This window comes from Halomonas smyrnensis AAD6 (genome assembly GCF_000265245.1).
GTDB lineage: Bacteria > Pseudomonadota > Gammaproteobacteria > Pseudomonadales > Halomonadaceae > Halomonas > Halomonas smyrnensis.
In genome coordinates this window covers 84313-107672 of the sequence record NZ_AJKS02000002.1, presented here as the reverse complement: position 1 = coordinate 107672, position 23360 = coordinate 84313, and the positions used below count along the sequence as shown (strand labels likewise).

General features: G+C 68.6%; 25 protein-coding genes and 1 pseudogene. 19 read left to right on the top strand and 7 right to left on the bottom strand.

Annotated elements, in window-relative coordinates; genetic code table 11:
• The first annotated feature begins 17 nt into the window (after positions 1 to 17).
• Positions 18 to 1196, top strand: coding sequence for an acetyl-CoA C-acyltransferase FadA (gene fadA / locus UYS_RS0202580; RefSeq protein ID WP_016853932.1), 1179 nt, complete (start codon positions 18 to 20; stop codon positions 1194 to 1196).
• A 265-nt stretch (positions 1197 to 1461) separates the two neighbouring features.
• On the opposite strand, the gene UYS_RS0202575 is transcribed toward fadA, so the two are convergent.
• Positions 1462 to 2133: a GntR family transcriptional regulator gene (locus UYS_RS0202575; RefSeq protein WP_016853931.1), complete on the bottom strand. Its 672-nt coding sequence runs from the start codon at positions 2131 to 2133 to the stop codon at positions 1462 to 1464.
• 135 nt (positions 2134 to 2268) lie between these two features.
• On the opposite strand from UYS_RS0202575, the gene UYS_RS0202570 reads away from it, so the two are divergent.
• From UYS_RS0202570 to madM, 4 genes are all read left to right on the top strand, one after another.
• The gene (locus UYS_RS0202570; RefSeq protein ID WP_040477885.1) at positions 2269 to 3636 is read left to right on the top strand and encodes a malonyl-CoA decarboxylase; all 1368 of its coding nucleotides are present in this window, start codon (positions 2269 to 2271) and stop codon (positions 3634 to 3636) included.
• Between the two features lie 37 nt (positions 3637 to 3673).
• Entirely contained in the window at positions 3674 to 5224 is a 1551-nt protein-coding gene (locus UYS_RS0202565; protein WP_016853929.1) for a malonate--CoA ligase, read from the top strand.
• 122 nt (positions 5225 to 5346) lie between these two features.
• Positions 5347 to 5778, top strand: a complete 432-nt coding sequence (gene madL, locus UYS_RS0202560; RefSeq protein ID WP_016853928.1) for a malonate transporter subunit MadL — start codon at positions 5347 to 5349, stop codon at positions 5776 to 5778.
• 12 nt (positions 5779 to 5790) lie between these two features.
• Positions 5791 to 6552: a malonate transporter subunit MadM gene (madM, locus tag UYS_RS0202555; protein ID WP_016853927.1), complete on the top strand. Its 762-nt coding sequence runs from the start codon at positions 5791 to 5793 to the stop codon at positions 6550 to 6552.
• A 34-nt stretch (positions 6553 to 6586) separates the two neighbouring features.
• Here madM and UYS_RS0202550 read toward each other — a convergent pair whose 3' ends face one another.
• Complete coding sequence (locus tag UYS_RS0202550) at positions 6587 to 7048, bottom strand: flavodoxin family protein (protein ID WP_026068297.1); 462 nt, start codon at positions 7046 to 7048, stop codon at positions 6587 to 6589.
• 123 nt (positions 7049 to 7171) lie between these two features.
• Here UYS_RS0202550 and UYS_RS0202545 point away from each other — a divergent pair, with 123 nt between their 5' ends.
• A complete protein-coding gene (locus UYS_RS0202545; protein WP_016853925.1) occupies positions 7172 to 7648 on the top strand; it encodes a YbhB/YbcL family Raf kinase inhibitor-like protein in 477 nt (158 codons plus the stop codon).
• Positions 7649 to 7702: 54 nt separating this feature from the next.
• Here the strand turns inward: UYS_RS0202545 and UYS_RS0202540 are convergent, their stop codons facing one another.
• On the bottom strand, positions 7703 to 8602 hold the full coding sequence (locus UYS_RS0202540; protein ID WP_016853924.1) for a LysR family transcriptional regulator: 900 nt from the start codon (positions 8600 to 8602) through the stop codon (positions 7703 to 7705).
• 103 nt (positions 8603 to 8705) lie between these two features.
• Here UYS_RS0202540 and UYS_RS0202535 point away from each other — a divergent pair, with 103 nt between their 5' ends.
• The 4 genes and pseudogenes from UYS_RS0202535 to UYS_RS0202520 all read left to right on the top strand — a co-directional run bounded on the left by UYS_RS0202535 (position 8706) and on the right by UYS_RS0202520 (position 13309).
• On the top strand, positions 8706 to 9590 hold the full coding sequence (locus UYS_RS0202535) for a HalD/BesD family halogenase (RefSeq protein ID WP_016853923.1): 885 nt from the start codon (positions 8706 to 8708) through the stop codon (positions 9588 to 9590).
• A gap of 89 nt (positions 9591 to 9679) precedes the next feature.
• Positions 9680 to 10963, top strand: coding sequence for a M24 family metallopeptidase (locus tag UYS_RS0202530; protein ID WP_016853922.1), 1284 nt, complete (start codon positions 9680 to 9682; stop codon positions 10961 to 10963).
• Between the two features lie 203 nt (positions 10964 to 11166).
• A pseudogene (locus tag UYS_RS16725) lies at positions 11167 to 12658 on the top strand (CoA-acylating methylmalonate-semialdehyde dehydrogenase).
• A 366-nt stretch (positions 12659 to 13024) separates the two neighbouring features.
• A complete protein-coding gene (locus tag UYS_RS0202520; RefSeq protein ID WP_016853920.1) occupies positions 13025 to 13309 on the top strand; it encodes a YrhK family protein in 285 nt (94 codons plus the stop codon).
• A gap of 17 nt (positions 13310 to 13326) precedes the next feature.
• Here UYS_RS0202520 and UYS_RS0202515 read toward each other — a convergent pair whose 3' ends face one another.
• The gene (locus tag UYS_RS0202515; protein WP_016853919.1) at positions 13327 to 14265 is read right to left on the bottom strand and encodes a zinc metalloprotease HtpX; all 939 of its coding nucleotides are present in this window, start codon (positions 14263 to 14265) and stop codon (positions 13327 to 13329) included.
• Positions 14266 to 14544: 279 nt separating this feature from the next.
• Between UYS_RS0202515 and rloA3 the strand changes: the two genes are divergently transcribed.
• From rloA3 to UYS_RS0202500, 3 genes are read left to right on the top strand one after another with little or no spacing between them, the layout of a single operon-like run.
• Positions 14545 to 15120 carry a retropepsin-like aspartic peptidase RloA3 gene (rloA3, locus tag UYS_RS0202510; RefSeq protein ID WP_016853918.1) on the top strand — a complete coding sequence of 192 codons (576 nt, stop codon included), beginning with the start codon at positions 14545 to 14547 and terminating at the stop codon, positions 15118 to 15120.
• A 55-nt stretch (positions 15121 to 15175) separates the two neighbouring features.
• Positions 15176 to 15784 carry an O-methyltransferase gene (locus UYS_RS0202505; protein WP_016853917.1) on the top strand — a complete coding sequence of 203 codons (609 nt, stop codon included), beginning with the start codon at positions 15176 to 15178 and terminating at the stop codon, positions 15782 to 15784.
• Positions 15785 to 15816: 32 nt separating this feature from the next.
• A complete protein-coding gene (locus tag UYS_RS0202500) occupies positions 15817 to 16182 on the top strand; it encodes a thiol-disulfide oxidoreductase DCC family protein (protein ID WP_026068296.1) in 366 nt (121 codons plus the stop codon).
• A gap of 18 nt (positions 16183 to 16200) precedes the next feature.
• Here UYS_RS0202500 and UYS_RS18330 read toward each other — a convergent pair whose 3' ends face one another.
• Entirely contained in the window at positions 16201 to 16371 is a 171-nt protein-coding gene (locus UYS_RS18330; RefSeq protein WP_016853915.1) for a hypothetical protein, read from the bottom strand.
• 145 nt (positions 16372 to 16516) lie between these two features.
• Between UYS_RS18330 and UYS_RS0202490 the strand changes: the two genes are divergently transcribed.
• Both UYS_RS0202490 and UYS_RS0202480 read left to right on the top strand, forming a co-directional pair.
• Entirely contained in the window at positions 16517 to 16954 is a 438-nt protein-coding gene (locus UYS_RS0202490; RefSeq protein WP_026068295.1) for a nucleoside deaminase, read from the top strand.
• A gap of 299 nt (positions 16955 to 17253) precedes the next feature.
• The gene (locus tag UYS_RS0202480; RefSeq protein ID WP_016853912.1) at positions 17254 to 17592 is read left to right on the top strand and encodes a zinc ribbon domain-containing protein YjdM; all 339 of its coding nucleotides are present in this window, start codon (positions 17254 to 17256) and stop codon (positions 17590 to 17592) included.
• Between the two features lie 31 nt (positions 17593 to 17623).
• Here the strand turns inward: UYS_RS0202480 and UYS_RS0202475 are convergent, their stop codons facing one another.
• Entirely contained in the window at positions 17624 to 18529 is a 906-nt protein-coding gene (locus UYS_RS0202475) for a complex I NDUFA9 subunit family protein (RefSeq protein ID WP_016853911.1), read from the bottom strand.
• Between the two features lie 198 nt (positions 18530 to 18727).
• Here UYS_RS0202475 and UYS_RS0202470 point away from each other — a divergent pair, with 198 nt between their 5' ends.
• The 4 genes from UYS_RS0202470 to UYS_RS0202455 all read left to right on the top strand — a co-directional run bounded on the left by UYS_RS0202470 (position 18728) and on the right by UYS_RS0202455 (position 22512).
• Entirely contained in the window at positions 18728 to 19516 is a 789-nt protein-coding gene (locus UYS_RS0202470) for a FadR/GntR family transcriptional regulator (protein ID WP_016853910.1), read from the top strand.
• A complete protein-coding gene (locus UYS_RS0202465) occupies positions 19513 to 20532 on the top strand; it encodes a TRAP transporter substrate-binding protein (protein WP_016853909.1) in 1020 nt (339 codons plus the stop codon). Before UYS_RS0202470 ends, UYS_RS0202465 begins: the two co-directional genes overlap by 4 nt.
• Positions 20533 to 20614: 82 nt before the next feature.
• Positions 20615 to 21211, top strand: coding sequence for a TRAP transporter small permease subunit (locus UYS_RS0202460; RefSeq protein ID WP_016853908.1), 597 nt, complete (start codon positions 20615 to 20617; stop codon positions 21209 to 21211).
• Entirely contained in the window at positions 21211 to 22512 is a 1302-nt protein-coding gene (locus UYS_RS0202455) for a TRAP transporter large permease (RefSeq protein WP_016853907.1), read from the top strand. The genes UYS_RS0202460 and UYS_RS0202455 overlap by 1 nt, the downstream gene beginning before the upstream one ends.
• Positions 22513 to 22766: 254 nt before the next feature.
• Here UYS_RS0202455 and UYS_RS0202450 read toward each other — a convergent pair whose 3' ends face one another.
• Positions 22767 to 23288, bottom strand: coding sequence for a gluconokinase (locus UYS_RS0202450; RefSeq protein WP_016853906.1), 522 nt, complete (start codon positions 23286 to 23288; stop codon positions 22767 to 22769).
• Between the last annotated feature and the right edge of the window lie 72 nt (positions 23289 to 23360).

Sequence of the window (23360 nt, the reverse complement as noted above, 5' to 3'; positions counted from 1 at the left end):
ACAGGGAGACAGTATCGATGAGTTTGCATCCGAGAGACATCGTGGTGGTCGACGGCGTGCGCACCGCCATGGCCAAGGCCAGGAACGGCGCCTTCCGCCACGTGCGCGCCGAGAACCTGTCCGCCGCCGTCATGCAGGCGCTGTTCGACCGCAACCCGGGACTCGATCCGAAAGAGGTCGACGACGTCATCTGGGGCTGCGTGAACCAGACCCTGGAGCAGGCCATGAACATCGCCCGCAACGCGGCGATCATGACCGGCATTCCGCGCAGCGTGCCCGCCCAGACCGTCAACCGGCTGTGCGGCTCCTCGATGAGCGCGCTGCACATCGCCGCCGCCAACATCCGCGCCGGCATGGGCGACGTCTACGTGATCGGCGGCGTCGAGCACATGGAACACGTGCCCATGACCCACGGCATCGACGTCAATCCGGCGGCCAGCAAGCACGCCGCCAAGGCGGCGATGATGATGGGTCTGACCGCCGAGCTGCTGGGCAAGATGCACGGCATCTCGCGGGAGGATCAGGACGCCTTCGGCGTGCGCTCCCACCGGCTGGCCAGGGAGGCCCGGGACGGCGGCGGCTTCGATCGCGAGATCGTCGGCGTCGAGGGCCACGACGCGCGCGGCTACCGGGTGCGGGTCGACCGTGACGAGGTGATCCGCGACGATGCCAGCCTCGAGGCGATGGCCGAGCTCAGGCCGGCCTTCGACCCCAAGAACGGCACCGTCACCGCCGGCACCTCCTCGGCGCTGTCGGTGGGCGCCAGCGGCATGGCGGTGATGAGCGCCGAGCGCGCCGAGGCGCTGGGCCTCGAGCCCATCGCCCGGGTGCTCTCCACCGGGGTGGCGGGCTGCGACGCCTCGATCATGGGCTACGGCCCGGTGCCGGCCTCGAAGAAGGCGCTGAAGGCGGCGGGGCTGACCATGGACGATATCCAGACCGTGGAGCTCAACGAGGCCTTCGCCGCCCAGTCGCTGCCGGTGCTCAAGGACCTGGGCCTGCGCGACCGCATGGACGAGGCGGTCAACCTGCACGGCGGCGCCATCGCCTTGGGCCATCCGCTGGGCTGCTCCGGGTCGCGCATCTGCACCACCCTGCTCAACGTGATGCGCGAGCAGGACACCAGCCTGGGCCTGGCGACCATGTGCATCGGCATGGGGCAGGGCGTGGCCACGGTATTCGAGCGCCTCAGGTAGCGCTTTCGTGGCATAGGGGATGAGCTCGATCGGCGCCAGGCCATCGCGAGGACGCAGTGAACCCTCCCATGGGCGCTTCTTTTGCCCTGCGGCGCTCTCGCATCCTGCTCCGCTTGCAGGACCGGTGCTGGCCTTCCCTGGCCAGCCCGTTCGGCGGAATTCGCCTCACCCTTGGCAAAAGAGCCTCGCTTTGTCTTGTCCCCGGCGCTCATCTTCCCGGTCATCGTGACGACGGCACCCCTCGGGGTGCCGTCGTTGTTTTTGCTCAGTCGTTGCCGGTCTGCTGGAGCTGCTGCACCGAGGCGACCAGGTCGTTGAAGCGCTCGCCCTGCACCTGGACGTGGGACTCGATCTCGGCCTCGGCGCGCCGCTCGTCGCCGGCGGCGATGGCGTCCAGCACCGCCTCGTGTTCCGCCAGCGAGCGCTCGGGGCGGTGGCGCAGGTGCAGCTGCATGCGCCGGTAGGGCTGCAGCACCGCGTGCAGCCGCGTGGCTTCCTGGGCCAGGAAGGCGTTGTGGCTGGCCTCGTAGATGCGCTGGTGGAAGACGCTGTTCTCGTAGTAGTAGCCGTTGGCGTCGCCGGCCTCGGCCATGCGCCGGCAGGCCTCGTGGGCCTCGCGCAGCGCCTCCAGCTCCTCGGCACCGATGCGCCGCGCCGCCAGCCTCGCGCACATGCCTTCCAGTTCGGCCATCACCTCGAAGCGTTCCACCAGCTCGGCCACGCTGAGCTGGGTCACGAAGGTGCCGCGCTTCGGCACCACCTTCACCATGCCCGACATCGCCAGCTGCTGGATCGCCTCGCGGACCGGCGTGCGCGAGCAGTCGTACTCCCGCTCCAGGGCCTCCGGGTCGAGGCGCGCGCCGGGCGGGTAGCGCCCCTTGATGATGGCGTCTTCCAGCAGGTCGCGCAGTCGCTGCGCCTGGGAAACCTTGCTCATGTGCTGTCCTCCCGCTTGACACAACTATATCTTGGACCTACTTGTTATATATAACAACTCGGCGTCATGTATCCCATGTGCCGAATCAACGCCACCGCAAGCACGGCTCTGGTCCCTGGAGGACGCGGCATGAAGATGAACATGGATTTCCTGGAAGGCCTGCTGTCGAGCGTGGCCCGTCGGGCCCGCCAGCGCCAGGGCGGCGAACGCTCCCCCCGCCGCGGGCGAGCGTCGGCGCCCTGCGGCGCCGGTGAGATCCTCTCGGCCTGCGACGCCCTGCTGGCCGGAGGCGGCGGCGAAGCCTCGCAGATCCTGGTCGCCCAGCGGGTGCTCAGCGGCTATGCCGCCCTGGAGCCCGAGGCGCGCCGTGACGTCCTGACCCGGCTCGCCGAGCGCCACGGCGCGCGCCCCGAGGCGATCCATGCCGCCTACGCGGCCTATCGCGAGGGGGAGGGCGAGGCCGGCCTGCGGGCGCTGATCGAGGCCTGCGAGCCGCCGCGCCAGGAGCTGCTGCGCCGGCTCAACCTGTGCCCAGGCGGCACCTTCGAGCTGGTCAAGATGCGCGCCGACCTGCTGGGACACCTCGACGAGGCGCCGGCGCTGGCCGGCCTCGACGAGGACTTCGCGCACCTGTTCGCGTCCTGGTTCAACCGCGGCTTCCTGGTGCTCCGAAGCATCGACTGGAACACCCCGGCGGCGGTGCTCGAGAAGCTGATCCGCTACGAGGCGGTACACGAGATTCAGGACTGGCGCGCGCTGCGCCGGCGCCTCGATCCCGAGGACCGGCGCTGCTACGCCTTCTTCCACCCGGCCATCGGCGACGAGCCGCTGATCTTCGTCGAGGTGGCGCTGTGTCGCGGCATCCCCGGCAATATCCAGACGCTGCTGGCCGGCGGCGACGAGGTGGCGCCCCAGGACGCCGACACCGCGGTGTTCTACAGCATCAGCAACTGCCAGGCCGGCCTGAAGGGCATTTCCTTCGGCAACTTCCTGATCAAGCAGGTGGTGCAGGAGCTCCGGCGCGAGCTGCCCGAGCTTGCCAACTTCGTGACCCTGTCGCCGGTGCCGGGCTTCGCCAAATGGCTGTCGGAGCGGCGCGAGGCCGGCGAATGCCGTCTGTCGCCCGAGGCCGCCGAGGCCCTCGACGCCACCGCCTGGCGCGACGACCAGGCGGCCCGGGAGGCGCTCGAGCCCGAGCTCACGGCGCTGGCCGCCCACTATCTCACCGAGGCCAAGCAGCGCCACGGCCGGCCCCGCGACCCGGTGGCGCGCTTTCACCTGGGCAACGGGGCGAGCCTGCATCGCCTGAACTGGCCCGCCGACGCCTCTGCCAAGGGCTGTCGTCAGGCCCATGGCCTGATGGTCAACTACCGCTACGAGCCGGACCGCATCGAGCAGAACCACGAGGCCTACAGCCGAGAGGGCAGCGTGGTCTGCGCCGGCGATATCCCGCGCCAGGCCAGGCGCGCCCAGCCGCTGCTGGCCGCGCCGGCCGATGCCTGATTCCCCCGATTTCCCCACGATCACGAGGACGACTGCCATGCACAATCACAACCTGTTCCTGCAGTTCGAGGCCCACTTTCGCGAGACGCCGGACAAGACGCTGATCGATACCCCCGAGGGGCGGCGCTACGCGTATGCCGAGATGCTCGAGACCTCGCAGCGCCTGGCCGCGGTGCTGCAGTCCCTCGACGTGCAGCCCGGCGACCGGGTGGCGGTGCAGGTCGACAAGAGCCCCGAGGCGATCATGCTCTACCTGGCCTGCCTGCAGGCCGGCGCGGTCTACCTGCCGCTCAACACCGGCTATACCGGCGCCGAGATCGAGTACTTCCTGGGCGACGCCGCGCCGCAGCTCTACGTGTGCCCGCCGGCACGGGCGGCGGACGCCAACCGCTTCTACCAGGAGGGGCGGGTGGTCCACGTGGAGAGCCTGGGCACGGCCGGCGACGGCAGCCTGATGGAGCGTGCCGCCGCCGCCGAGCCGATGACCGAGATCGCCTGCCTCGAGGCCGATGACCTGGCGGCGATCCTCTACACCTCCGGCACCACCGGGCGTTCCAAGGGGGCGATGCTCAGCCACGCCAACCTGGCCTCCAACAGCCGGGCCTTGGCCGAGGCCTGGCGCTTCACCGCCGACGACCACCTGCTGCATGCGCTGCCGATCTTCCATACCCACGGGCTGTTCGTGGCCTGCAACATCGTGCTGACGGTGGGCGCCTCGATGACCTTCCTGCCCAGGCTCGACGTCGAGCGGCTGCTCGACCTGATGCCCGGGGCCACGGTGCTGATGGGCGTGCCGACCTTCTACACCCGGCTGCTGCAGTCGCCGCGGCTGGATCGCGATGCCGTGGCCAACATGCGGCTGTTCGTCTCCGGCTCGGCGCCGCTGCTGGCCGAGACTCATGATCAATTCCGAGAGCGCACCGGCCATGTCATCCTCGAACGCTACGGCATGACCGAGACCAACATGAACACCTCCAATCCCTACGCTGGCGAGCGGCGCCCCGGCACGGTCGGCTTCCCGCTGCCGGGCAGCGAGGTGCGCATCGCCGACCGCGACGGCGGCAACGAGGTCGCCGACGGCGAGACCGGGCTCCTCCAGGTGCGCGGCCCCAACGTCTTCGTCGGCTACTGGCGCAAGCCGGAGAAGACCCGCAGCGAGTTCCGCGACGACGGCTTCTTCATCACCGGCGACCTGGGCCGGATCGACGACGACGGCTACCTGCACATCGTCGGCCGCGACAAGGACCTGGTGATCTCCGGCGGCTACAACGTCTATCCGAAGGAGGTCGAGCAGCTGATCGACGAGCTGCCGGGCGTCGCCGAGTCCGCGATGTTCGGCGTCCGGCACCCGGACCTCGGCGAGGGCGTCACCGCGGTGATCGTGGCCCGCGAGGGCGAAACCGCCCCCGACGAGGCGGCCGTTCAGGCGGCGCTCGCCGACCGGCTGGCGCGCTACAAGCAGCCCAAGCGGGTGTTCCCCATCGAGGCGCTGCCGCGCAACGTGATGGGCAAGGTGCAGAAGAACCAGCTGCGCGACGCCTACGCCGATCTCTACGCCGGGAAGGAGGCGGCCGCCACGGCAGGATGAAGGAGCACCATGCCCGGCCCATCGGCCGGGCCCCAGGCGGCGCGCAGACGCGGCCGGGAGCACGCTGACACTCGGGACGTCCCGAGGCTCGAACAACGACAATCACAATAAGGACCTGACCCATGGTGATCTACGGAGTGGCCCTGCTGGCGGGGTGCATGATGCTGGGCCTGGCAACGGGCGATGTGCTGGGCCATCTGCTCGGCATCGAGGCCAATCTCGGCGGGGTGGGCATCGCGATGCTGCTGCTGATCTTCGCGACGGGCTATCTCAAGGCCCGAGGCAAGCTGCCGGAGGCGACGGTCAGCGGCATCAAGTTCTGGAATGCGATGTATATCCCCATCGTGGTGGCCATGGCGGCCAGCCAGAACGTCGCCGCGGCCCTGAGCGGCGGGGCGGTGGCGCTGCTGGCCGGTGTGCTGGCGGTGGTGCTGGGGCTGGCCATGGTGCCGGTGTTCGCCGGCAAGCCTTCGCGGGAGCGGGCCGAGCGCGGCGCCTCGTCGTCCGGCGCTTCGCACGCCCGGGCCCAGCCGGCTCGCGCGGCCCATCGCTAAGGAGGGCGTCCCATGCTGCAGTCACTCTATGACCTCGTCGACAAGTATCACCTGGTGGCGGCCTTCGCCGTCATCGGGCTCACCATGTATCTCGCCTACTGGATCAGCGAGCGCTTCACCCGCGGCAAGCTGCACGGATCGGCGATCGCCATCATGCTTGGCCTGGCGCTGGCCTATGCGGGCGGCAAGATCACCGGCGGCGCCGACGGGCTCGCCGACATCACGCTGTTCTCCGGCCTGGGGCTGATGGGCGGCGGCATGCTGCGCGACCTGGCGATCATCGCCACCGCCTACGGCGTGCGCTTCGACGAGGTGCGCGAGGCCGGGGTGCGCGGCGTGATGGCGCTGTTCGCGGGGGTGGTGGTGTCCTTCGTGGCCGGCGGGCTGGTGGCGGTCGGCTTCGGCTACACCGATCCGGTGGCGATCACCACCATCGGGGCGGGGGCCGTGACCTACATCGTCGGGCCCGTCACCGGGGCGACGCTGGGCGCGAGCTCCGAGGTGATCGCGCTGTCGATCGCCGCGGGGCTGGTCAAGTCGATCCTGACCATGATCGCCACGCCCCTGGCCGCGCGCTGGATCGGGCTCGACAACCCGCGCTCGGCGATGATCTTCGGCGGCATGATCGGCACCACCAGTGGCGTCGCCGCGGGGCTCGCCGCCACCGATGCGCGGCTGGTGCCCTACGGCGCCATGACCGCGACCTTCTACACCGGCCTCGGCATCCTGCTGGCGCCCACGGTGCTGTTCCTGGTCGTGCGCGGGCTGGTGTAGATCCCCGGGCGCCGGCCATCGAGGCAGGCGGGGCCTAGAGCACGCCCGCCTCGAGCCCTGCCGCCATCGCCATGCCGAGCTCTTCCACCCGGGCCTCGAAGTCATCCTGCCACTCGCCGCGCAGCGTCAGCGGGGCCTGTGCCCACTTCCAGCCGAGCCCGGTGACGATGCCTTCCACGGCGCGCCGGGTGCCGGTGCCGTCGTGGCCGGCGCGGATGTAGAGCGCGCAGGGCAGGCCACGGGTGTCGTCCAGCACGGCGTAGTAGCTGCGGTCGAAGAAGTCCTTCAGCGCGCCGCTCATATAGCCTAGGTTCTCGGGCGTGCCGAGCAGGATGGCGTCGCAGGCGCGCACGTCATCGGGGCCGGCCTCCAGCGGCGGCCTGACGACCACCTCGATCGCCTCGATATCGGGATGACGGGCCCCTCGCTCGGCGGCCTCGCGCAGCCGGCGGGTGTTGGGGGAGGGCGCATGGGCCACGATCAACAGTCGCTTCATGGGAGCCTGCCGGGTTGAAGAGTGTCCGGCCCGCCATCATACAGGGCACAGCGGCGTTGACAGGCGCCAACGCCTTGTCGACGCTGAATCCGGTATTCACGACCCCATCAGGGAGGACGTCTCATGGCCTTTGCCCTTTCGAAGATGCAGGTGACCAGCTCCGCCTTCGAGAACTTTCAAGCGATGCCCGGACGGCATGTGACGGACGGTGACGATCTGTCGCCGCCCCTGGCCTGGGAGAACCCGCCGGAGGGCACCAAGGGCTATGCGGTGATCTGCCATGATCCGGATGCGCCGCTGGTGCAGCACGGCCAGCAGGGCTTCGTGCACTGGCTGCTCTACAACCTGCCGGGCTCCGTCACCTCATTGGAGGAGGCCACCACCGTTGGCACCCGCGGGCACAACGACTTCCAGCGCAACGGCTACGGTGGCCCCATGCCGCCGGAAGGCCACGGTACGCATCTGTACTACTTCTGGGTGCTGGCGCTGGACAAGCCCACGGCGCTGCCGGAAGGGCTCTCCATGACCGAGCTGCTCAAGCAGCTCGAGCCGCACCTGCTGGGCATGAACCGGCTGATCGGCACGTATCAACGCGGCTGATCACCGCCTGACAGGCAGCAAGCGTCAGTGCTCGGGCCCCGCCATTGGCGGGGCTCAGTCGTTGGCGGCCTCGTCGCTTGTCTCGCCGGCCGGCGGGGCGGCGATATCGTCGTTTTCGGTGACGATGCGCTCGAGTTCCTCGCAGAAGGCCTCCAGCGCCTCGCGGGTGTGGCCCGGGCGACGATGCAGTTCGATCTCGACCTGCCCCAGCGCCGGCAGGCCCTCCGCCTCGCCGACGATCCGGCAGCCCGCCGGCACGCTGCGTGGCGTCTTCACCGTCACCGCCAGGCCCGCCTGGACCGGCAGGTTGATGCCGGTGGGCGAGGTGCTGGCGTAGCGGATCTCCCAGCGCCGCTCGTCGCGGCCCAGCGCCGACAGCGCATGGGCGCGGAAGGTGCAGCCCTCCGGGTTGAGTGCCAGCGGCAGCACCTCCCAGTCCTCCAGCCGGCAGTCCTCGGCGACTACCCACACCATCGGCTCCCAGCCCAGCAGCTGCCCCGACTGCGTCGGCACGTGGCGGATCGACAGCACCGCGTCCAGCAGGCCTTCCTGAAACTGGCCGACCAGCGCCGCGCTCATGTCGCAGGTGATGTTGAGGCGCGTGTCCGGAAAGCGCCGGGCGTAGCGCTTGAGCAGCTCGGGCAGGTAGGCGCTGGCCTGTTCCTCTGAGGTGGCGAAACGGATCAGCTCGCCGCGCTGGCGCTCGCCCAGGGCCTCACGGGCCTCGTCCTCCAGGGTCAGCATGTGACGGGCATAGGGCAGCAGCCGCTCGCCGTGGCGGGTCAGCAGCACGCTGCGGCTGGTGCGCTCGAACAGCGACTGCCTCATCTGATCCTCGAGGCGCTTGATCTGCAGGCTCACCGCCGACTGGGTGCGATGCAGCACCTTGCCGGCGGCGCTGAACCCCTGGCACTCGGCCACGGTGACGAAGGCGCGGAGCAGGTCCGTATCCATAAATTGATGAGCCTTTGAAATTGGTTGTATCTCAATGATTCATTTTTATTATGGAGATGCCGTCACTAGGCTGTCCAGCATGCACAAGACAGCGGAGACAACCATGCCTGTGGAACCCTCGGTCGATACCCCCGCCAATGCCCTCGATGGCCTCATCGATCTGCAACGCTACCCCCTCGACGATCTCGACGGCGACACCGGACGCGCGCTGATCGATCGCTGCCGCCGCCAGCTGGCGGACGACGGCTGCGTGGTGCTCAAGAACTTCGTGCCCGACGAGGCCCTCGAGCGCCTGGAGCGCGAGACCGAGCGCCTGTCCCCCGAGGCCCACTACAACCAGACCGAGACCAATCCCTACAACAGCGACGCCGATCCCTCCAGGCCGGCCAGCCATCCGCTGAACCGCTTCGGTGACCGCACCAACGGCTTCGTCGCCGGCGACCGCATCGATGGCGACACCATCATCCGCCAGGTCTACCAGAACGCCGACTTCCAGCGTTTCATCGCCACCGTGGTCGGCATGGAGGAGATCCACCAGTACGCCGACCCGCTGGCCGATCTGGTGGTGAACGTGCTGCGCGAGGGCTGCCAGCATCCGTGGCACTACGACACCAACGAGTTCATCGTCACCATGATGACCCGCCAGTCCCACGGCGGCGGCCGCTTCGAGTATGCCCCGGGCATCCGCAGCCCCGAGGGCGAGAACTTCGACGAGGTCGAGGAGGTCATCGACGGCGACCGCTCGCGGCTCAAGTCGCTGGATCTCCAGCCCGGTGACCTGCAGATCTTCTTCGGCCGCTACTCCCTGCACCGGGTCACCCCGGTCGAGGGCGCGAAGGAGCGCCACACGGTGATCTTCGCCTACGCCAAGGAGCCGGGCTTCATCGGCCGCCCCGAGCGCGCCCGCCGCATCTTCGGCCGCATGGCGCCGGTCCACGAGCGGCTGCTCGACGAGGGCATGCAGCGCAGCGACGCCCTGGCCGACTGATCGCGCCGGCCGATCGCCATGCCCCTGGTGCCGGTCCGGCCGGCGCCATCCAGCCCGACACTCCATCACGACCCTCCGAGAGACCTGACATGAGCATCGTGGATTTCGAGAAGCTGACCGACAACGAACCGGAACAGATCCCGGTGATCCCCTCGGCCCCCATGGCCAACGGCGACAGCATCCCCACCGCCTTCGATCCGAAGCAGCTGCGCGCCGGCCGTCTCGAGCGCCTGCGGGCCATGATGGCCGAGCAGGGCTATGCCGCCGTGGTGCTGTTCGACCCGTACAACCAGCGCTATGCCACCGGCTCGCGCAACATGTTCGGCTACTTCCTGCGCAACTCGACCCGCTACGTCTACGTGCCGCTCGACGGCCCGGTGATCCTGTTCGAGTACCCGGGCAGCGCCCACGTCTCCACCTGGCTGGAGACCATCGACGAGTCGCGCACCTCCAAGGTGGTGTGGTCGGCGGTCAACCAGCGCGACAACCTGTCCTCCGATCCCTTCGGCGTCGAGATCGCCGAGCTGATCCAGGAACACGGCCGCGGCAACAAGAAGATCGGCCTGGATCGCTGCGCCCTGAACCTGGCGCGCTCGCTGGAGGCCCAGGGGCTGGAGGTCTTCGACTGCATGCAGGACACCCTGCACTGTCGTCGCATCAAGACCCCGGAGGAAATCGCCTGCCTGGCCCAGTCCATGGCCGGCAGCGAGGCCGCGGTGGCCGAGGTCGAGGCCGCCATCAAGCCCGGTGTCACCGAGAACGAGCTGTTCGCCATCATGTACGGCGACGTCATCCGCCAGGGCGGCGAGTTCATCGAGACGCGCCTGCTCAACTCCGGGCCGCGCACCAACCCCTGGTTCAACGAGGCAAGCGACAGGGTGATCCGCCCCGGCGAGCTGGTGGCGCTCGACACCGATACCATCGGCTGCCACGGCTACTACTCCGACTTCTCGCGTACCTTCCACGTCGGCCCGGGCAAGCCCAGCGCCTACCAGAAGAGCCTCTATCGCATGGCCTATGACCAGGTGCACCACAACATGGGCATCCTCAAGCCGGGCATGAGCTACCGCGAGATCGCCGAGCAGGCGTGGAAGATTCCCGAGCGCTTCCTCGACCGCCGCTATCCCTCGATCATCCACGGCGTCGGCATGCACGGCGAGACGCCGCTGGTCGCCCACCACATGGACTTCGACCGCTTCTCCAAGGACGGCATCCTGGAGCCCGGCATGGTCGTCTCGGTGGAGAGCTACATCGGCGAGGTCGGCGCCGCCGACGGCGTCAAGCTGGAGGAGGAGGTGCTGGTCACCGAGACCGGCATCGAGAAGCTCTCGCGCTACCCGTTCGACGAGGCGCTGCTCGACCGGGAGGTCTAACGGCTGCCGCCTGATAGACGAACGCCGGGGACAAGGCGAAGCGAGGGTCTTTTGCCATGGATGGCAAAAGTAGCGCCCAGGGAAGGGTTTACAGCGCCCTCGCGCAGGCTTGTTGCCGGCACAGCTCAGCGGGCCGATGGAAAAAGTCTATCCCGGAAGACACCGCGACGACGTGTCTTCCTAATCAATTCAAGAGAGACCCCATGACAGACGTTAACCACTGGATCGCCGGCGACCGCGTGGCCGGCGAGCGCAGCATCGACGTGTTCAACCCGGCGACCGGCGAGGCGATCCGCCGCGTCGCCCTGGGCGATGCGGCCACCGTGGAGCGGGCCATCGCCGCCGCCCGCGAGGCGCAGCCGGCCTGGCGCGATCTGCCGCCGGCCAAGCGCGCCCAGGTGATGTTTCGCTTCAAGATGCTGCTCGAGCGCGACGCCGACGAGATCTGCCGGCTGGTCGCCGAGGAGCACGGCAAGGTGCTCGAGGATGCCATGGGCGAGCTCAAGCGCGGCATCGAGAACGTCGAGTACGCCTGCGGCGTGCCGGAGCTCTTGAAGGGCGAGTACTCCCACAACGTCGGCCCGGGCATCGACACCTGGTCGAATCATCAGCCGCTGGGCGTCGTGGCCGGCATCACGCCGTTCAACTTCCCGGCCATGGTGCCGATGTGGATGTTCCCGATGGCCATCGCCTGCGGCAACACCTTCGTCCTGAAGCCGTCCGAGCAGGACCCCTCGACCTCGATGATGATGGCCGAGCTGCTCAAGGAGGCCGGTCTGCCGCGCGGTGTCTTCAACGTGGTGCAGGGCGACAAGGACTCGGTGGAGGCGCTGATCGATCACCCCGACGTCAAGGCGCTGTCCTTCGTCGGCTCCACCCCGATCGCCAACCTGATCTACGAGCGTGGCGCGCGCCAGGGCAAGCGCATCCAGGCGCTGGGCGGCGCCAAGAACCACATGGTGGTGATGCCCGATGCCAACCTCGACAAGGCCGTCGATGCCCTGATCGGTGCCGCCTACGGCAGCGCCGGCGAGCGCTGCATGGCGATCTCCGTGGCGGTGCTGGTCGGCGACGAGACCGCCGAGGCCCTGGTCGGCAAGCTCGCCGGCCGGGCCCGCACCCTGAAGGTCGGCCCTGGCATGGAGAACGCGGCTGGACATGGGCGCGCTGGTCAACGCCGGCCATCGCGACAGGGTCGCCGGCTACATCGAGCGTGGCGAGCAGGCCGGCGCGGAGCTGGTGGTCGACGGCCGCGAGCATCCGCTGGTCGAGGAATCAAAGGGCTACTTCCTGGGCGCGACCCTGTTCGACCGGGTGACGCCGGCGATGGACATCTACCGCGACGAGATCTTCGGCCCGGTGCTGTGCGTGGTGCGCGTCGAGACCTTCGAGGAGGCCATCGCGCTGATCAACGCCCACCAGTACGGCAACGGCACCTGCGTGTTCACCCGTGATGGTGAGGCCGGTCGCCGCTTCAGTGATGCCATCGAGGTCGGCATGGTCGGCATCAACGTGCCGCTGCCGGTGCCGGTGGCCTTCCACAGCTTCGGCGGCTGGAAGGAATCGCTGTTCGGTGACCTGCACGCCTACGGCCCCGACGCGGTGCGCTTCTACACCCGCCGCAAGGCCGTGTCTCAGCGCTGGCCGCAGCGCTCCCAGCAGGAGAGCGCCCAGCTCAACTTCCCGTCCAACTGACCGTCTCTAACCGAGCGTGTCGAACTGACCGTCTCTCACCGAGCGTGCCGAACCGACTGTCCTGAACCGAGTCTCCTCGGTGACACCATCGCGCCCGCCCCGTTGCCACAACGGGGCGGGCGCGCGAGGTTCTGCCGGCCTCGATCCGGCGGTGCGCATCGGCGACACGGTGAGCATCCGGTGGTCGACGGCGTCGCCATTCTGGTGCATTTTCGCAACAAGCGGCGGGTCGCCCACGGCCCGACGCGCCGATCGACGCCACCCGCTCGGTGGCCGCGCTGGGCGGCTGGAGGTCGGCGACGAGGCGTTCGAGCGGCTGCGACGCGCCGCTCCCCGAGACATTCCCCATCGTCCAAGGAGATGCGCATGGCGCTATTCGATCGAGACCGGCGCGAGGAAAACCCGCGTACCCGCCGGCTCTACGCCCTCTGGGAGCTGATCTACACCTTCGTCGACTTCGGCGCCGCGGCCGCCTTCCTGGTCGGCTCGGTGCTGTTCCTCTACGAGAGCCAGCAGACGCTGGCGACCTGGTGCTTCATCGTCGGCTCGGCGCTGTTCGCCTTCAAGCCCACCATTCGCACCGTGCGCGACCTCAAGCTCGCGTCCATGGGTGACGTCGAGGACCTGGAGCGGGAAGGCCGCCGTGACTGAGCCGCCGGCGGCTTCTCTCAGTGCCAGCGGTGCCCGCCACGACGCCGGGTCGGGATCGGGCGCCGCACCGGCATGGCCTCGTCGGTCTCGCCGAACGGCGCATGTGGGGCGTCATCGAACTCGGCCAGTCGGCGGATGCGCGCCTCGGTGGACGGATGGGTGCGCAGCCAGGCGATCTCCACCGGCGGGCGACGCCCGAACAGGCTCGCAAGCCAGCCTCGGCGCCGGCGCTCCAGTACCACCAGCGCCGAGGCGAGCCCCGCCGGATCCCCGGTGAGCGCGACGGCCTCCATGTCGGCGGTGTATTCTCGGTTGCGCGACAGCGCCAGTGACAGCAGCACGCTGAGCGTCGGTGCCACGGCGATCACCAGCAGGATGAGCCAGGGCAGGGAGCGCTCGCCGGTCAGCATCATCGGCAGGCTGACCAGGATCGCCAGCTGCACGGCGGTGGTCAGCCACAGCGTCATGCGGGTCATGGCCGTGGCGATCGACAACACCCGGGTGTCGCCGCGCCGCAGATGGCTCACCTCATGGGCCAGTACCCCGCCCAGCTCGCGCATCGTCAGCGAGCTCAGCAGGCCGTCGGTGACCGCGATGCCGCCATCGTGGGGACCGCCCACGGCGAAGGCGTTGATCTCCGGCGAGGGCGCGCGGTAGAGCTGCGGCGCGATCGTCAGGCCGGCGCCGGCGTAGAGGTGCCGGAGCAGCGCATGCACCTCCGGCGCCCGGGACGCCGGCAGCCGCTCGGCGCCGGCCCGGTCCAGGATCATCCGGGCCGGCATCCAGCTCATCATCACGGCCGTCACGATCACCGCCGAGAGGCTCATCAGCACGCCGCTCGGCCCCGCCAGCAGGTAGCCGGGCAGGGACAGCGTCAGCGTCAGGCCGCCCAGGATCAGCACCGTCTGCAGCCCGTTGAACAGGCGATGCCGGCCGAGTTCGTGTTCCAGCACCATGCCGCGTCCCCCGTCGTTGGCCCTTTCTCCTAAGGCTAGCCGCCTCGCCCGCGATCGCGGCACGACAACCGACACAAACATTGATCGGCGTCATCGTCGTGAGTGGTCGCTCGCCTGCGCAGGATCATGCGCCCGCCAAGCGCGGTCGTCTTGCTGCCGGCGCGGACGACGAGCGATGGACCGACGGAACCCTGGACGCCTGGAACGTGTCAGATGACACTCGATCCTGACCGGCCTGCGCCGGAACCGTCCTCAACCGTGTGATTCGAAGGAGAGAACATGCACAAGCGTCTGACCCGGGCCCTGCTGCCCGTCGTGAGCGCCGGCCTGCTGTCCGGCACCGCCCTGGCCAGTGATGCCGATGCGCCGGAAGTCTACGGCTGGGTGGAGAAGGCCCTGATCGATCCGAGCTGGGGCGTGGAAGTGAAGGCCAAGCTGGACAGTGGCGCCCTGACGTCTTCCATGCAGGCGGATAACATCGAGCAGTTCGAGCGCGACGGCGAAGACTGGGTGCGCTTCGAGGTCGAGGTCGAGGACGAGGAGAGCGGCGAGATCGTCAGCCACGAATTCGAGCGTCAGCTCTATCGCGACCTCACCGTGGTTGGCGCCGGCGGCCGGGATCATCGCCCGGTGGTGCTGATGACGATCTGCATGGGCGACGAACGCTTCGAGGAGCAGTTCAGCCTCGAGGACCGCAGCGACATGAACTATCCGGTGCTGCTGGGTCGCCGGACCATCCAGAGCCTCGGCTATCTCGACGTCACCGAGACCTTCCTGCAGTCGCCGAGCTGCGATGACGACTCGACCCTGCATCGTCATGCCGACAAGGAATACGAGGACAAGATCGGCGTCTGAGGGCCGCCACCCGCGAGCGCGACGACCGAGAGACGAAATGCCAGAGGATATGGCCATGGAACACGCCACGCCCTTCGGGGCCCTGCTGGCCGAGCTGGAGCGTCTCGGCGAGCACCACGACCGGAACGTCACGGCGCCGGACGAGCGGCTGCGCAACATCACCCGCGATACCGGCGAGTTCCTCGCCGTGCTGGTCCGGGCGACCGGCGCGCGGCGCATCCTCGAGATCGGCACCTCCAACGGCTATTCCACCCTGTGGCTGGCCGAGGCGGCCCGGGCGCTCGGCGGCCGGGTCACCACGGTGGAGTGGGCCGCCGGACGCTGGGGCATGGCCGGCGAGCACTTCGCCCGGGCCGGGCTTGTGGACGTGATCGAATCGCTGCACGCCGAGGCCGGCCGGGTGCTCGACCGCGAGGCCCCGGCCTCGCGGGACCTGGTGTTCCTCGATGCCGACCGGGAGCGCTACGTCGACTGGTGGCCCGTGGTGCGCGAGACCCTGGCGCCGGGCGGGCTGCTGGTGGTGGACAACGCCACCTCCCATGCCGACGAGCTGGCGCCCTTCATCGACCTGGTGGAGGCGGACGACGACTTCACCACCAGCCTGGTACCGGTGGGCAAGGGCGAGTTCCTGGCCACCCGGACGCCGGCGGCCGCCTCCGCCTGATTCCTGCGATGCGGCGCCGCCACGAGGTCGCCATGGCCGACGCCCCGACCCTGCGGGTCTACTACGATGCCGTCTGCCCGAAATGCCGCCGCGATCGGCGCCGCTACGAGCGGATGGCCGGCGAGGCGTCGGCGGTGGAATGGGTCGACGTCACCGCCAACCAGGCGCGCCTGCGCGAACGCGGCATCGATCCGAATGATGCCCTGCATTCCCTTCACGTCGAGGACGAGCACGGCCGGCTGTTTGACGGCCTCGACGCCTACCTCCTGCTGATGTGTCGGGTGCCGCGGCTGCGCCCGCTGGCGTGGCTGATCGGCCTGCCGCTGATCAAGCCGGCACTCGCCGTGGCCTATCGTCACGGGGTGCGCCGCCGCCTGCGCCGCCAGGGGCGGCGGTGAGCCGTTGCCGGGCGCCCGTCAGCGCGGTCGCCAGGCCGCCGGCAGATGCTCGACCAGATAGTCCATGAAGGCGTTGACCTTGGGCGTCAGCGCCAGCCGGTCGTCCACGCACAGACAGATCTCCACCTGCTCCGACAGCGCGCGGGTGCCGCTGCCGCCTCTTTCCTCCACGTCCTCGAACCGTGGCACCGGGCATCCCGCGGCGATGCGCGGGGCAGGCGTCGTGGACACAGCGTTCGAGACGGCGCTGGTCGAGCAGGCAGAGGAGGGCATAGGCTGGTGGTCACCGACCGGCGCCGGGCCGTCGGGCATCGCGACACTGGGGGCATTGGACATGGAGCATTTCATGAGGGCGGCGATGGAGGCCGCGCAGACCAGCCGAGACGAAGGCGGCATTCCGATCGGGTCGGTGCTGGTGCATCGCGGGGTGATCCTCGGCAGCGGCCACAACCAGCGGGTGCAGCTCGGCAGCACCGTGCTGCACGGCGAGATGGACGCCCTGGAGAACGCCGGGCGGCAGTCGGCCGATATCTATCGCGAGTCGACCCTCTATACCACGCTGTCGCCCTGCGCGATGTGCACCGGGGCGATCCTGCTCTACGGCATCCCGCGGGTGGTGATCGGCGAGAACCGCACCTTCCTCGGCGAGGAGGCGCTGCTGCGCGAGCGCGGCGTCGAGGTCGAGGTGCTGCAGGACCCGGACTGCATCGCCCTGATGGAGGGCTTCATCGCCGAGAAGCCCAGGCTGTGGCACGAGGACATCGGCGAGTAACGGATCGGGCCAGCGGGGGCTGGGTGGCGGCGGATTCCAGCAGTGAGGTGACCTGCCGCGGCCGGGTGTCGAGGGCTGCCTTGAACACCTGCATCCGGGCCTGCCGGGCGGTCTGGTCGTGCGCCAGCCTCTGCGACCGGGCGACGACGTTGTTGACGGATGAGTCCATCGCTCTTTTCTGCATGAGAGAAGGTCGGTCTCACCCTGGCAGGCTCCTGACCGAGGGCAGCGGCGACATGGCGTTCGCGCGTCCCAGGGTGTAGGCTTTCGCGCTCTCCGAATCCCCCCGAGGTCTTTTCATGAGCGATATGCCCCAGTGCCCACAGTGTGCCTCCGAGTTCACCTATCACGACGGCCTGCGGTACGTGTGCCCCGAGTGCGCTCATGAGTGGACCGATGCGGCCCCGGACGCGGAAGATGACGCCCCGGTGGTTCGCGATGCCAATGGCAACGCGCTGGCCGATGGCGATACCGTCACCGTGATCAAGGACCTCAAGGTCAAGGGCTCGTCCTCGGTGGTGAAGGTGGGCACCAAGGTAAAGGGCATTCGCCTGGTCGACGGCGACCACGACATCGACTGCAAGGTCGAGGGCATCGGCCCGATGAAGCTGAAGTCGGCGTTCGTCAAGAAGGCCTGAGCCTCGCCCGCCGCGCCCGATCGAGCGGGCCTCAGCGGGCTGGCGACGCCAGGCTGTCCGGCAGGCCCTCGCGCAGCGAGCGCGGCCTGAGCCCCAGGTCGTCGAAGGTACCGACGCCGTCGGTGACCACGTTGTCGTGCTGCATGAGGATGACCTGGTCACGGGTCAGCGGCGGGTCCGGCAGCCGCGAGAGCGCGCCGGCCAGGGTTCGCCACAGCCAGAAGGGCACCGGCACCAGCGGGCGTTCCCGGCCGAGCCGGGCCATCACCAGTTCGACGATCTCCCGATAGCGCAGCACGTCGCCGCCGCCCAGCTCGAACAGCCGCCGTGCCGGCGCCTCGGGGCCGGTCAGGCGGGCGAGGGCGCGCGCCGCGTCGATGACGTGTACCGGCTGCAGGCGGGTCTCGCCGCGTCCGAACAGCGGGATTGCCGGCAGCCGGACGAGCCGCGCCAGGCCGCCGAGAAAGGCATCATCCGGGCCGAACAGCACGCTCGGTCGCACGATGATCGCCCTGGGCATGGCCGCCAGCACCGCGCGCTCGCCCCGTGCCCGGGCGCGCACGTAGGCCGAGGGCGAGCTGTCCTCGACGCCGATCCCCGACAGCTGCACCAGCCGGTCGATGCCGGCCTCCCGCGCGAGCCGCGCCAGCCGGCCGGCCCCTTCCACATGAATCGCCTCGAAGCCGAGGTCCCGGGTCTCCACGTAGAGGCTGACCGCATTGACCACCGCCGCCGCGCCCTTCAGCGCCGCGGCCACCTCTTCCTCATGGCGGATATCGGCCGCGACCAGCGCCAGCGGATCGCCGCTCTCGGCCCAGCTCGGCCAAACCGGGTGGCGGGCCACCAGCCGCGTGGGCCGACCGGCTTCCACCAGTTCACGCACCAGGGCATCGCCGAGAAAGCCGCTGCCGCCGAAGACGACGATCGGTCGCGTCATGTCGTTCCTTGTCGCTGCTCCGGGTTCATGGAGGCATTGTGCCTGACGTCCGTGGGGTCGCAAGGGTTCGGGCGCGATGCGCTCGGCCCTCGAAAAGAGACCAAAGTCTAAAGGCATCAAGTCCGATTTTATCCGAGCCTATGTCCGACATAACGAGAATGGAGTCCGACAGGGCTCCGTAACAGCGGAACGCCGATCATGTCTCACGCCGCCGACCCTATGCGCCGCTCCGTGCGGCCCGACATCGCCGATGTGCTCGCCGAGGACATCTTCAGCGGCCATTACGGGCCGGGCGACTTCGTGCCCAGGGAGCTGGACCTCTGCGAGCGCTTCGGCGTCAGCCGCAGCACCGTGCGCAGCGCCCTGCAGACGCTGGTCACGGCGGGTCTGCTGACGCGCATCTCCGGTCAGGGCACCCGGGTGCGGGCGCTGACCGAGTGGCATCTGCTCGATCCCCGGGTAAGCGGCTGGATGGCGCGCTTCGCCCAGCCCAATCCGCGCATTCAGCGCGAGATCTTCGCCTTCCGGGTCGCCGTGGAGCCCTTCGTCGCGCGCCTGGCCGCGGAGCACGCCAACGCCGCCGATCTGCTGGCCATCGAGTCCGCCTACGAGGGCATGATCCGCGCGCTGGAACACGACGATCTGCACTGGGAAGGCATCTCCCACAACGACTACGACGTGGCCTTTCACGAGGCCATCTTCGCGGCGTCGCACAACCTGGTCTGGGCCCAGATCAGCCACGTGCTGAAGCCGGCCATCGCGCTGCTGGTAGAGCGCTCAAACCATAGTGCCGACGAGCTCCATGACAGCATGGAACGCCATCGCCGGATGATGGAGGCGATTCGCCTGCGTCAGCCGGAACAGGCCGCCGCGGCGGCCCTCAAGGTGCTGGAACGCACCGGCCGGGACCTGGGCCTCGAGGCCCTGCTGCCGGCCCTTCCCACCCTCGATGTTTCGACAACAAGCAGCGATAAGGAAGCCTCATGATCACACGCATGCCTCTCAAGACTCTGACCGCCGCCGTGCTCGGCGCCATGGCCGTCAACGCCCAGGCCGCCGACTACGAGTGGACCTTCCAGACCTCCGAGACCTCCGGCGAGCCGCAGTTCGAGATGAAGAAGGCCTGGGCCGATAACGTCGAGCAGATGTCCGATGGCCGCATCAGCATCGAGATCCTGCCGGTGAACGCGGTCGTCCAGGCCAACCAGACCCTGCAGGCGGTGCAGTCCGGCATCCTCCAGGGCCACCTGACCGATCCGAGCTACTTCACCGGCCAGAACCCGGCCTTCGGCATGATCGGCAACCTGGTCGGCGCCTGGAGCGATCCCTACGACTTCCTCGACTACATGAACAACGCCGGCGGCGAGGCGCTCTACAACGAGCTGGTCGAGCCCTACGGCCTGCACCTGATCGGTGCCGCCGCCACCGGGCTCGAGTCGCTGCCGTCCACCAAGCCGGTGCGTTCCATCGAGGACATGCAGGGCCTCAAGCTGCGCGCCCCCGAGGGCATGGTCTACAACATCTTCGAGGCCGCCGGTGCGACCCCGGTCAACCTGCCGGGCTCCGAGGTCTACACCGGCCTGGAGAAGGGCGTGATCGACGCCGCCGACTACACGGTGTTCGCCACCAACCAGGCCCAGGGGCTCCACGAGTTCGCCCCGTATCCGCTGTACCCGGGCTTCCACTCCCTGCCGATGGTGTCCGTGTCGCTGAACAAGGAGATCTGGGACAGCCTGCCGGCGGACCTCCAGGCGATCCTCGAGACCTCTGTGGATGACCTGGCCTACGAGATGGTCGCCGAGCTCAAGACCCGCGACCTCGAGGCCGTGCGCGAGGCGCGCCAGAACCCGGACATCGAGATCATCGACCTGCCGGCCGAGGAGCGCGTCAAGTTCCGCAACATCGCCAAGGAAGAGTGGGCCAACTGGGCAGAGAAGAACGAGATCACCCAGGAGTTCTACGACTCCGTGGTCGGCTACCTGGAAAACCACAACCTGATGTGATTCACCCGCCGGCATCGGATGGTGCCGGCCATCATGACGGCGGGCCACTCTGGGTGGCCCGCTCCTGTATCGAGGAAGTTCCATGACACAAGCGTCTCGTCGTCCGGAGGGCGAACCGGCCGCCGCCGAGGCGAGCCCGCCCGATCCGGCTCGCAACGCCTTCGATCGCGCCATCATGGCCGGCGGTCGTGTGGCGGCCTGGCTGGTGCTGGTCGCCATGGCGATCAGCGTCTATGAGGTCATCATGCGCTACGCCTTCAATTCCCCCACCTCCTGGGTCCACGAGAGCGTGGTGATGCTGGTGGCGGTGAGCTTCGCCCTGGGCGGTCCCGCGACGCTGGCCTGCAACCGCCACATCCGGGTGCGCGTGATCTACGACAGCGCCGGGCCGCGCCTGAAGCTGTGGCTCGACCGCTTCAACGACCTGGTGACCTTCGGCTTCTGCCTGGCCATGACCTACGCCGCCTTCGTGATGTTCTGGGGCGCCTCTCACAATCCGCTGGGCGAATGGCAGCTGGAGCGTTCCGGCACCTCCTGGAACCCGCCGTTTCCGGCGCTGGTGAAGGGCATGATCCTGCTGGCACTGGCGATCATGTGCCTTCAGGCCCTGCTGCACGTGGTGCAGTCACTGCGCGGCAAGCCCGCTCCCACCCCGGATGACACGGAGGGCACCGCCTGATGGATATCGCAACCGGAACCATGTTGATGGTGGGGCTGATCTTCGCCCTGCTGATCACCGGCCTGCCGCTGGCCTTCATCACCGGCCTGGTCGCGCTCTCCTTCACCTTCGGCTGGTTCGGGCCCAACGCCCTGCCGCTGGTCACCAGCCGGGTCTACGGCTTCGTCACCGAATACTCGCTGGTGGCGGTGCCGATGTTCGTGTTGATGGCCTCGCTACTGGACCGATCGGGGATCGCCAAGGACCTGTTCAACGCCATGCGGGTGTTCGCCGGCCGCCTGCCCGGCGGCGTGGCCGTGCAGACCGTGGTGGTGGCCTTCTTCCTGGCCGCGCTGTCCGGGATCATCGGCGGCGAGATCGTGCTGCTGGGCATCCTGGCGCTGCCACAGATGCTGCGACTGGGCTACGACAAGCACCTGTCGATCGGCGTGGTCTGCGCCGGCGGCGCGCTCGGCACCATGATGCCGCCGTCCATCGTGCTGATCATCTACGGCCTGATCGCCTCCGAGTCGATCGCCGACCTGTTCACCGCGGCCATCACCCCGGCGGTGATCCTGATGGCCAGCTACATCGGCTACGTGCTGGTGCGCTGCCTGAAGAACCCCGAGATGGGCCCGCCGATGACCGACGCCGACCGCGAGGAAGGCTTCGCCAGCCGCGGCCAGGCGCTGCGCGCCATCATCGTGCCGGCGCTGATCGCCGGGCTGGTGCTGGGCTCGATCTACGGCGGCGTGGCCTCGGTCACCGAGGCGGCGGCCATGGGGGTGTTCGGCGTGCTGCTGGCGGTGGTCGCCCGCGGCGAGTTCTCGTTCAAGACCCTGCACCAGAGCCTCGGCCAGACCCTGACCACCTGCGGCATGATCATCTGGATCGGCATCGGCGCCGCGGCGCTGGTGGGCGTCTACAACCTGATGGGCGGCAACCGCTTCATCTCGAGCATGATCATGGGCCTCGACGTGGCGCCGATCGTGATCATCCTGGTGATGATGGCGATCCTGCTGGTGCTGGGCATGTTCCTCGACTGGATCGGCGTGGCCATGCTGACGCTGCCGATCTTCGTGCCGATCGTCGAGCAGCTGGGCTACAGCCCGATCTGGTTCGGCATCCTGTTCGCGGTGAACATGCAGGTGTCCTTCCTGTCGCCGCCGTTCGGTCCGGCCGCCTTCTACCTCAAGGGCGTGGCCCCGCCCGAGGTCAGCCTCAAGGACATCTTCGTCGCGGTGCTGCCCTTCATCGCCCTGCAGCTGTGCGTGCTGTTCGCGCTGCTGTTCTGGCCCAACATGGCCATGTGGCTGGTGTAAGAAGGCCGGAGTAAATGGCGGCCGTGGTAAAAAGGCCACCGCCGTAAAAAGCCGTACCCATGGCGAGCCATCGAACTGTCGATGACTCGCCATCAGGTGGCGGAAGTGTCCCCCGAAAAGCGCGCCATATCGCCACGCGATATGGCGCGCCTTTGTTGATGGGGTTTCATGAAGGCGTTGCGGTTTTTTCCCGCAAAAGAAAACGGCGCCTCGGCGCCGTTTTCTGTTTTCTGGCTGTGTCTATCGGTGGAGGGTTAGTCGGAAGCGTCACGCGATATCGTCGCGAGAAAGTCCTCGACGATCGCCTGGGGCGGGCGGCGGATATCGGCCAGGACGGCCTCGTCCTCGCCGGGCGCTTCCAGGGTAGCGAGCTGGCTGTCGAGCATGTGGGCGCCGGCGAAGAAATGATCGCCGCGGGAGCCGAGGCGCTCCAGCAGCACCTCGCGGCTGCCGGCCAGATAGAGGATCGCCAGGTCGGGGGCGGCTTCGCGAAGCTGGTCGCGGTAGCGGCGCTTGAGCGCCGAGCAGCCGATGACCAGATCGCGGCCCTCGTCGCGATACTGCCGATACAGGTCGGCGAGGGTCGCCAGCCAGGCGGCGCGATCATCATCGTCGAGGGGCTCGCCGCGGCTCATCTTGGCGATGTTGTCCGGGCCGTGATGGTCGTCCCCGTCGATGAAGGTGGCCCCGAGGGAGGCGGCCAGATGGCGCCCGATATGGGACTTTCCCGATCCGGAAACGCCCATGACGAGGAGGCTCTTGGCGGTCGTCTTCATGCGCGAGTCTGCTTCTTATGGCGTCGAAAGAATGTCGGGAATTCTAGCATTTTTTGCCGGCATGGGGAGTGG

Bases quoted from the DNA above. Each gene is read 5' to 3' on its own strand.
- UYS_RS0202520 (WP_016853920.1), top strand. From the start codon at position 13,025: ATGGCGCTATTCGATCGAGACCGGCGCGAGGAAAACCCGCGTACCCGC.
- UYS_RS0202480 (WP_016853912.1), top strand. From the start codon at position 17,254: ATGAGCGATATGCCCCAGTGCCCACAGTGTGCCTCCGAGTTCACCTAT.
- rloA3 (WP_016853918.1), top strand. From the start codon at position 14,545: ATGCACAAGCGTCTGACCCGGGCCCTGCTGCCCGTCGTGAGCGCCGGC.
- UYS_RS0202460 (WP_016853908.1), top strand. From the start codon at position 20,615: ATGACACAAGCGTCTCGTCGTCCGGAGGGCGAACCGGCCGCCGCCGAG.
- UYS_RS0202490 (WP_026068295.1), top strand. From the start codon at position 16,517: ATGGAGCATTTCATGAGGGCGGCGATGGAGGCCGCGCAGACCAGCCGA.
- UYS_RS0202535 (WP_016853923.1), top strand. From the start codon at position 8,706: ATGCCTGTGGAACCCTCGGTCGATACCCCCGCCAATGCCCTCGATGGC.
- UYS_RS0202470 (WP_016853910.1), top strand. From the start codon at position 18,728: ATGTCTCACGCCGCCGACCCTATGCGCCGCTCCGTGCGGCCCGACATC.
- UYS_RS0202575 (WP_016853931.1), bottom strand. From the start codon at position 2,133: ATGAGCAAGGTTTCCCAGGCGCAGCGACTGCGCGACCTGCTGGAAGAC.
- UYS_RS0202450 (WP_016853906.1), bottom strand. From the start codon at position 23,288: ATGAAGACGACCGCCAAGAGCCTCCTCGTCATGGGCGTTTCCGGATCG.
- UYS_RS0202565 (WP_016853929.1), top strand. From the start codon at position 3,674: ATGCACAATCACAACCTGTTCCTGCAGTTCGAGGCCCACTTTCGCGAG.
- madL (WP_016853928.1), top strand. From the start codon at position 5,347: ATGGTGATCTACGGAGTGGCCCTGCTGGCGGGGTGCATGATGCTGGGC.
- UYS_RS0202455 (WP_016853907.1), top strand. From the start codon at position 21,211: ATGGATATCGCAACCGGAACCATGTTGATGGTGGGGCTGATCTTCGCC.
- madM (WP_016853927.1), top strand. From the start codon at position 5,791: ATGCTGCAGTCACTCTATGACCTCGTCGACAAGTATCACCTGGTGGCG.
- UYS_RS0202570 (WP_040477885.1), top strand. From the start codon at position 2,269: ATGAACATGGATTTCCTGGAAGGCCTGCTGTCGAGCGTGGCCCGTCGG.
- UYS_RS0202545 (WP_016853925.1), top strand. From the start codon at position 7,172: ATGGCCTTTGCCCTTTCGAAGATGCAGGTGACCAGCTCCGCCTTCGAG.
- UYS_RS0202505 (WP_016853917.1), top strand. From the start codon at position 15,176: ATGGAACACGCCACGCCCTTCGGGGCCCTGCTGGCCGAGCTGGAGCGT.
- UYS_RS0202540 (WP_016853924.1), bottom strand. From the start codon at position 8,602: ATGGATACGGACCTGCTCCGCGCCTTCGTCACCGTGGCCGAGTGCCAG.
- UYS_RS0202550 (WP_026068297.1), bottom strand. From the start codon at position 7,048: ATGAAGCGACTGTTGATCGTGGCCCATGCGCCCTCCCCCAACACCCGC.
- UYS_RS0202515 (WP_016853919.1), bottom strand. From the start codon at position 14,265: ATGGTGCTGGAACACGAACTCGGCCGGCATCGCCTGTTCAACGGGCTG.
- UYS_RS0202530 (WP_016853922.1), top strand. From the start codon at position 9,680: ATGAGCATCGTGGATTTCGAGAAGCTGACCGACAACGAACCGGAACAG.
- fadA (WP_016853932.1), top strand. From the start codon at position 18: ATGAGTTTGCATCCGAGAGACATCGTGGTGGTCGACGGCGTGCGCACC.
- UYS_RS0202475 (WP_016853911.1), bottom strand. From the start codon at position 18,529: ATGACGCGACCGATCGTCGTCTTCGGCGGCAGCGGCTTTCTCGGCGAT.
- UYS_RS0202465 (WP_016853909.1), top strand. From the start codon at position 19,513: ATGATCACACGCATGCCTCTCAAGACTCTGACCGCCGCCGTGCTCGGC.
- UYS_RS0202500 (WP_026068296.1), top strand. From the start codon at position 15,817: ATGGCCGACGCCCCGACCCTGCGGGTCTACTACGATGCCGTCTGCCCG.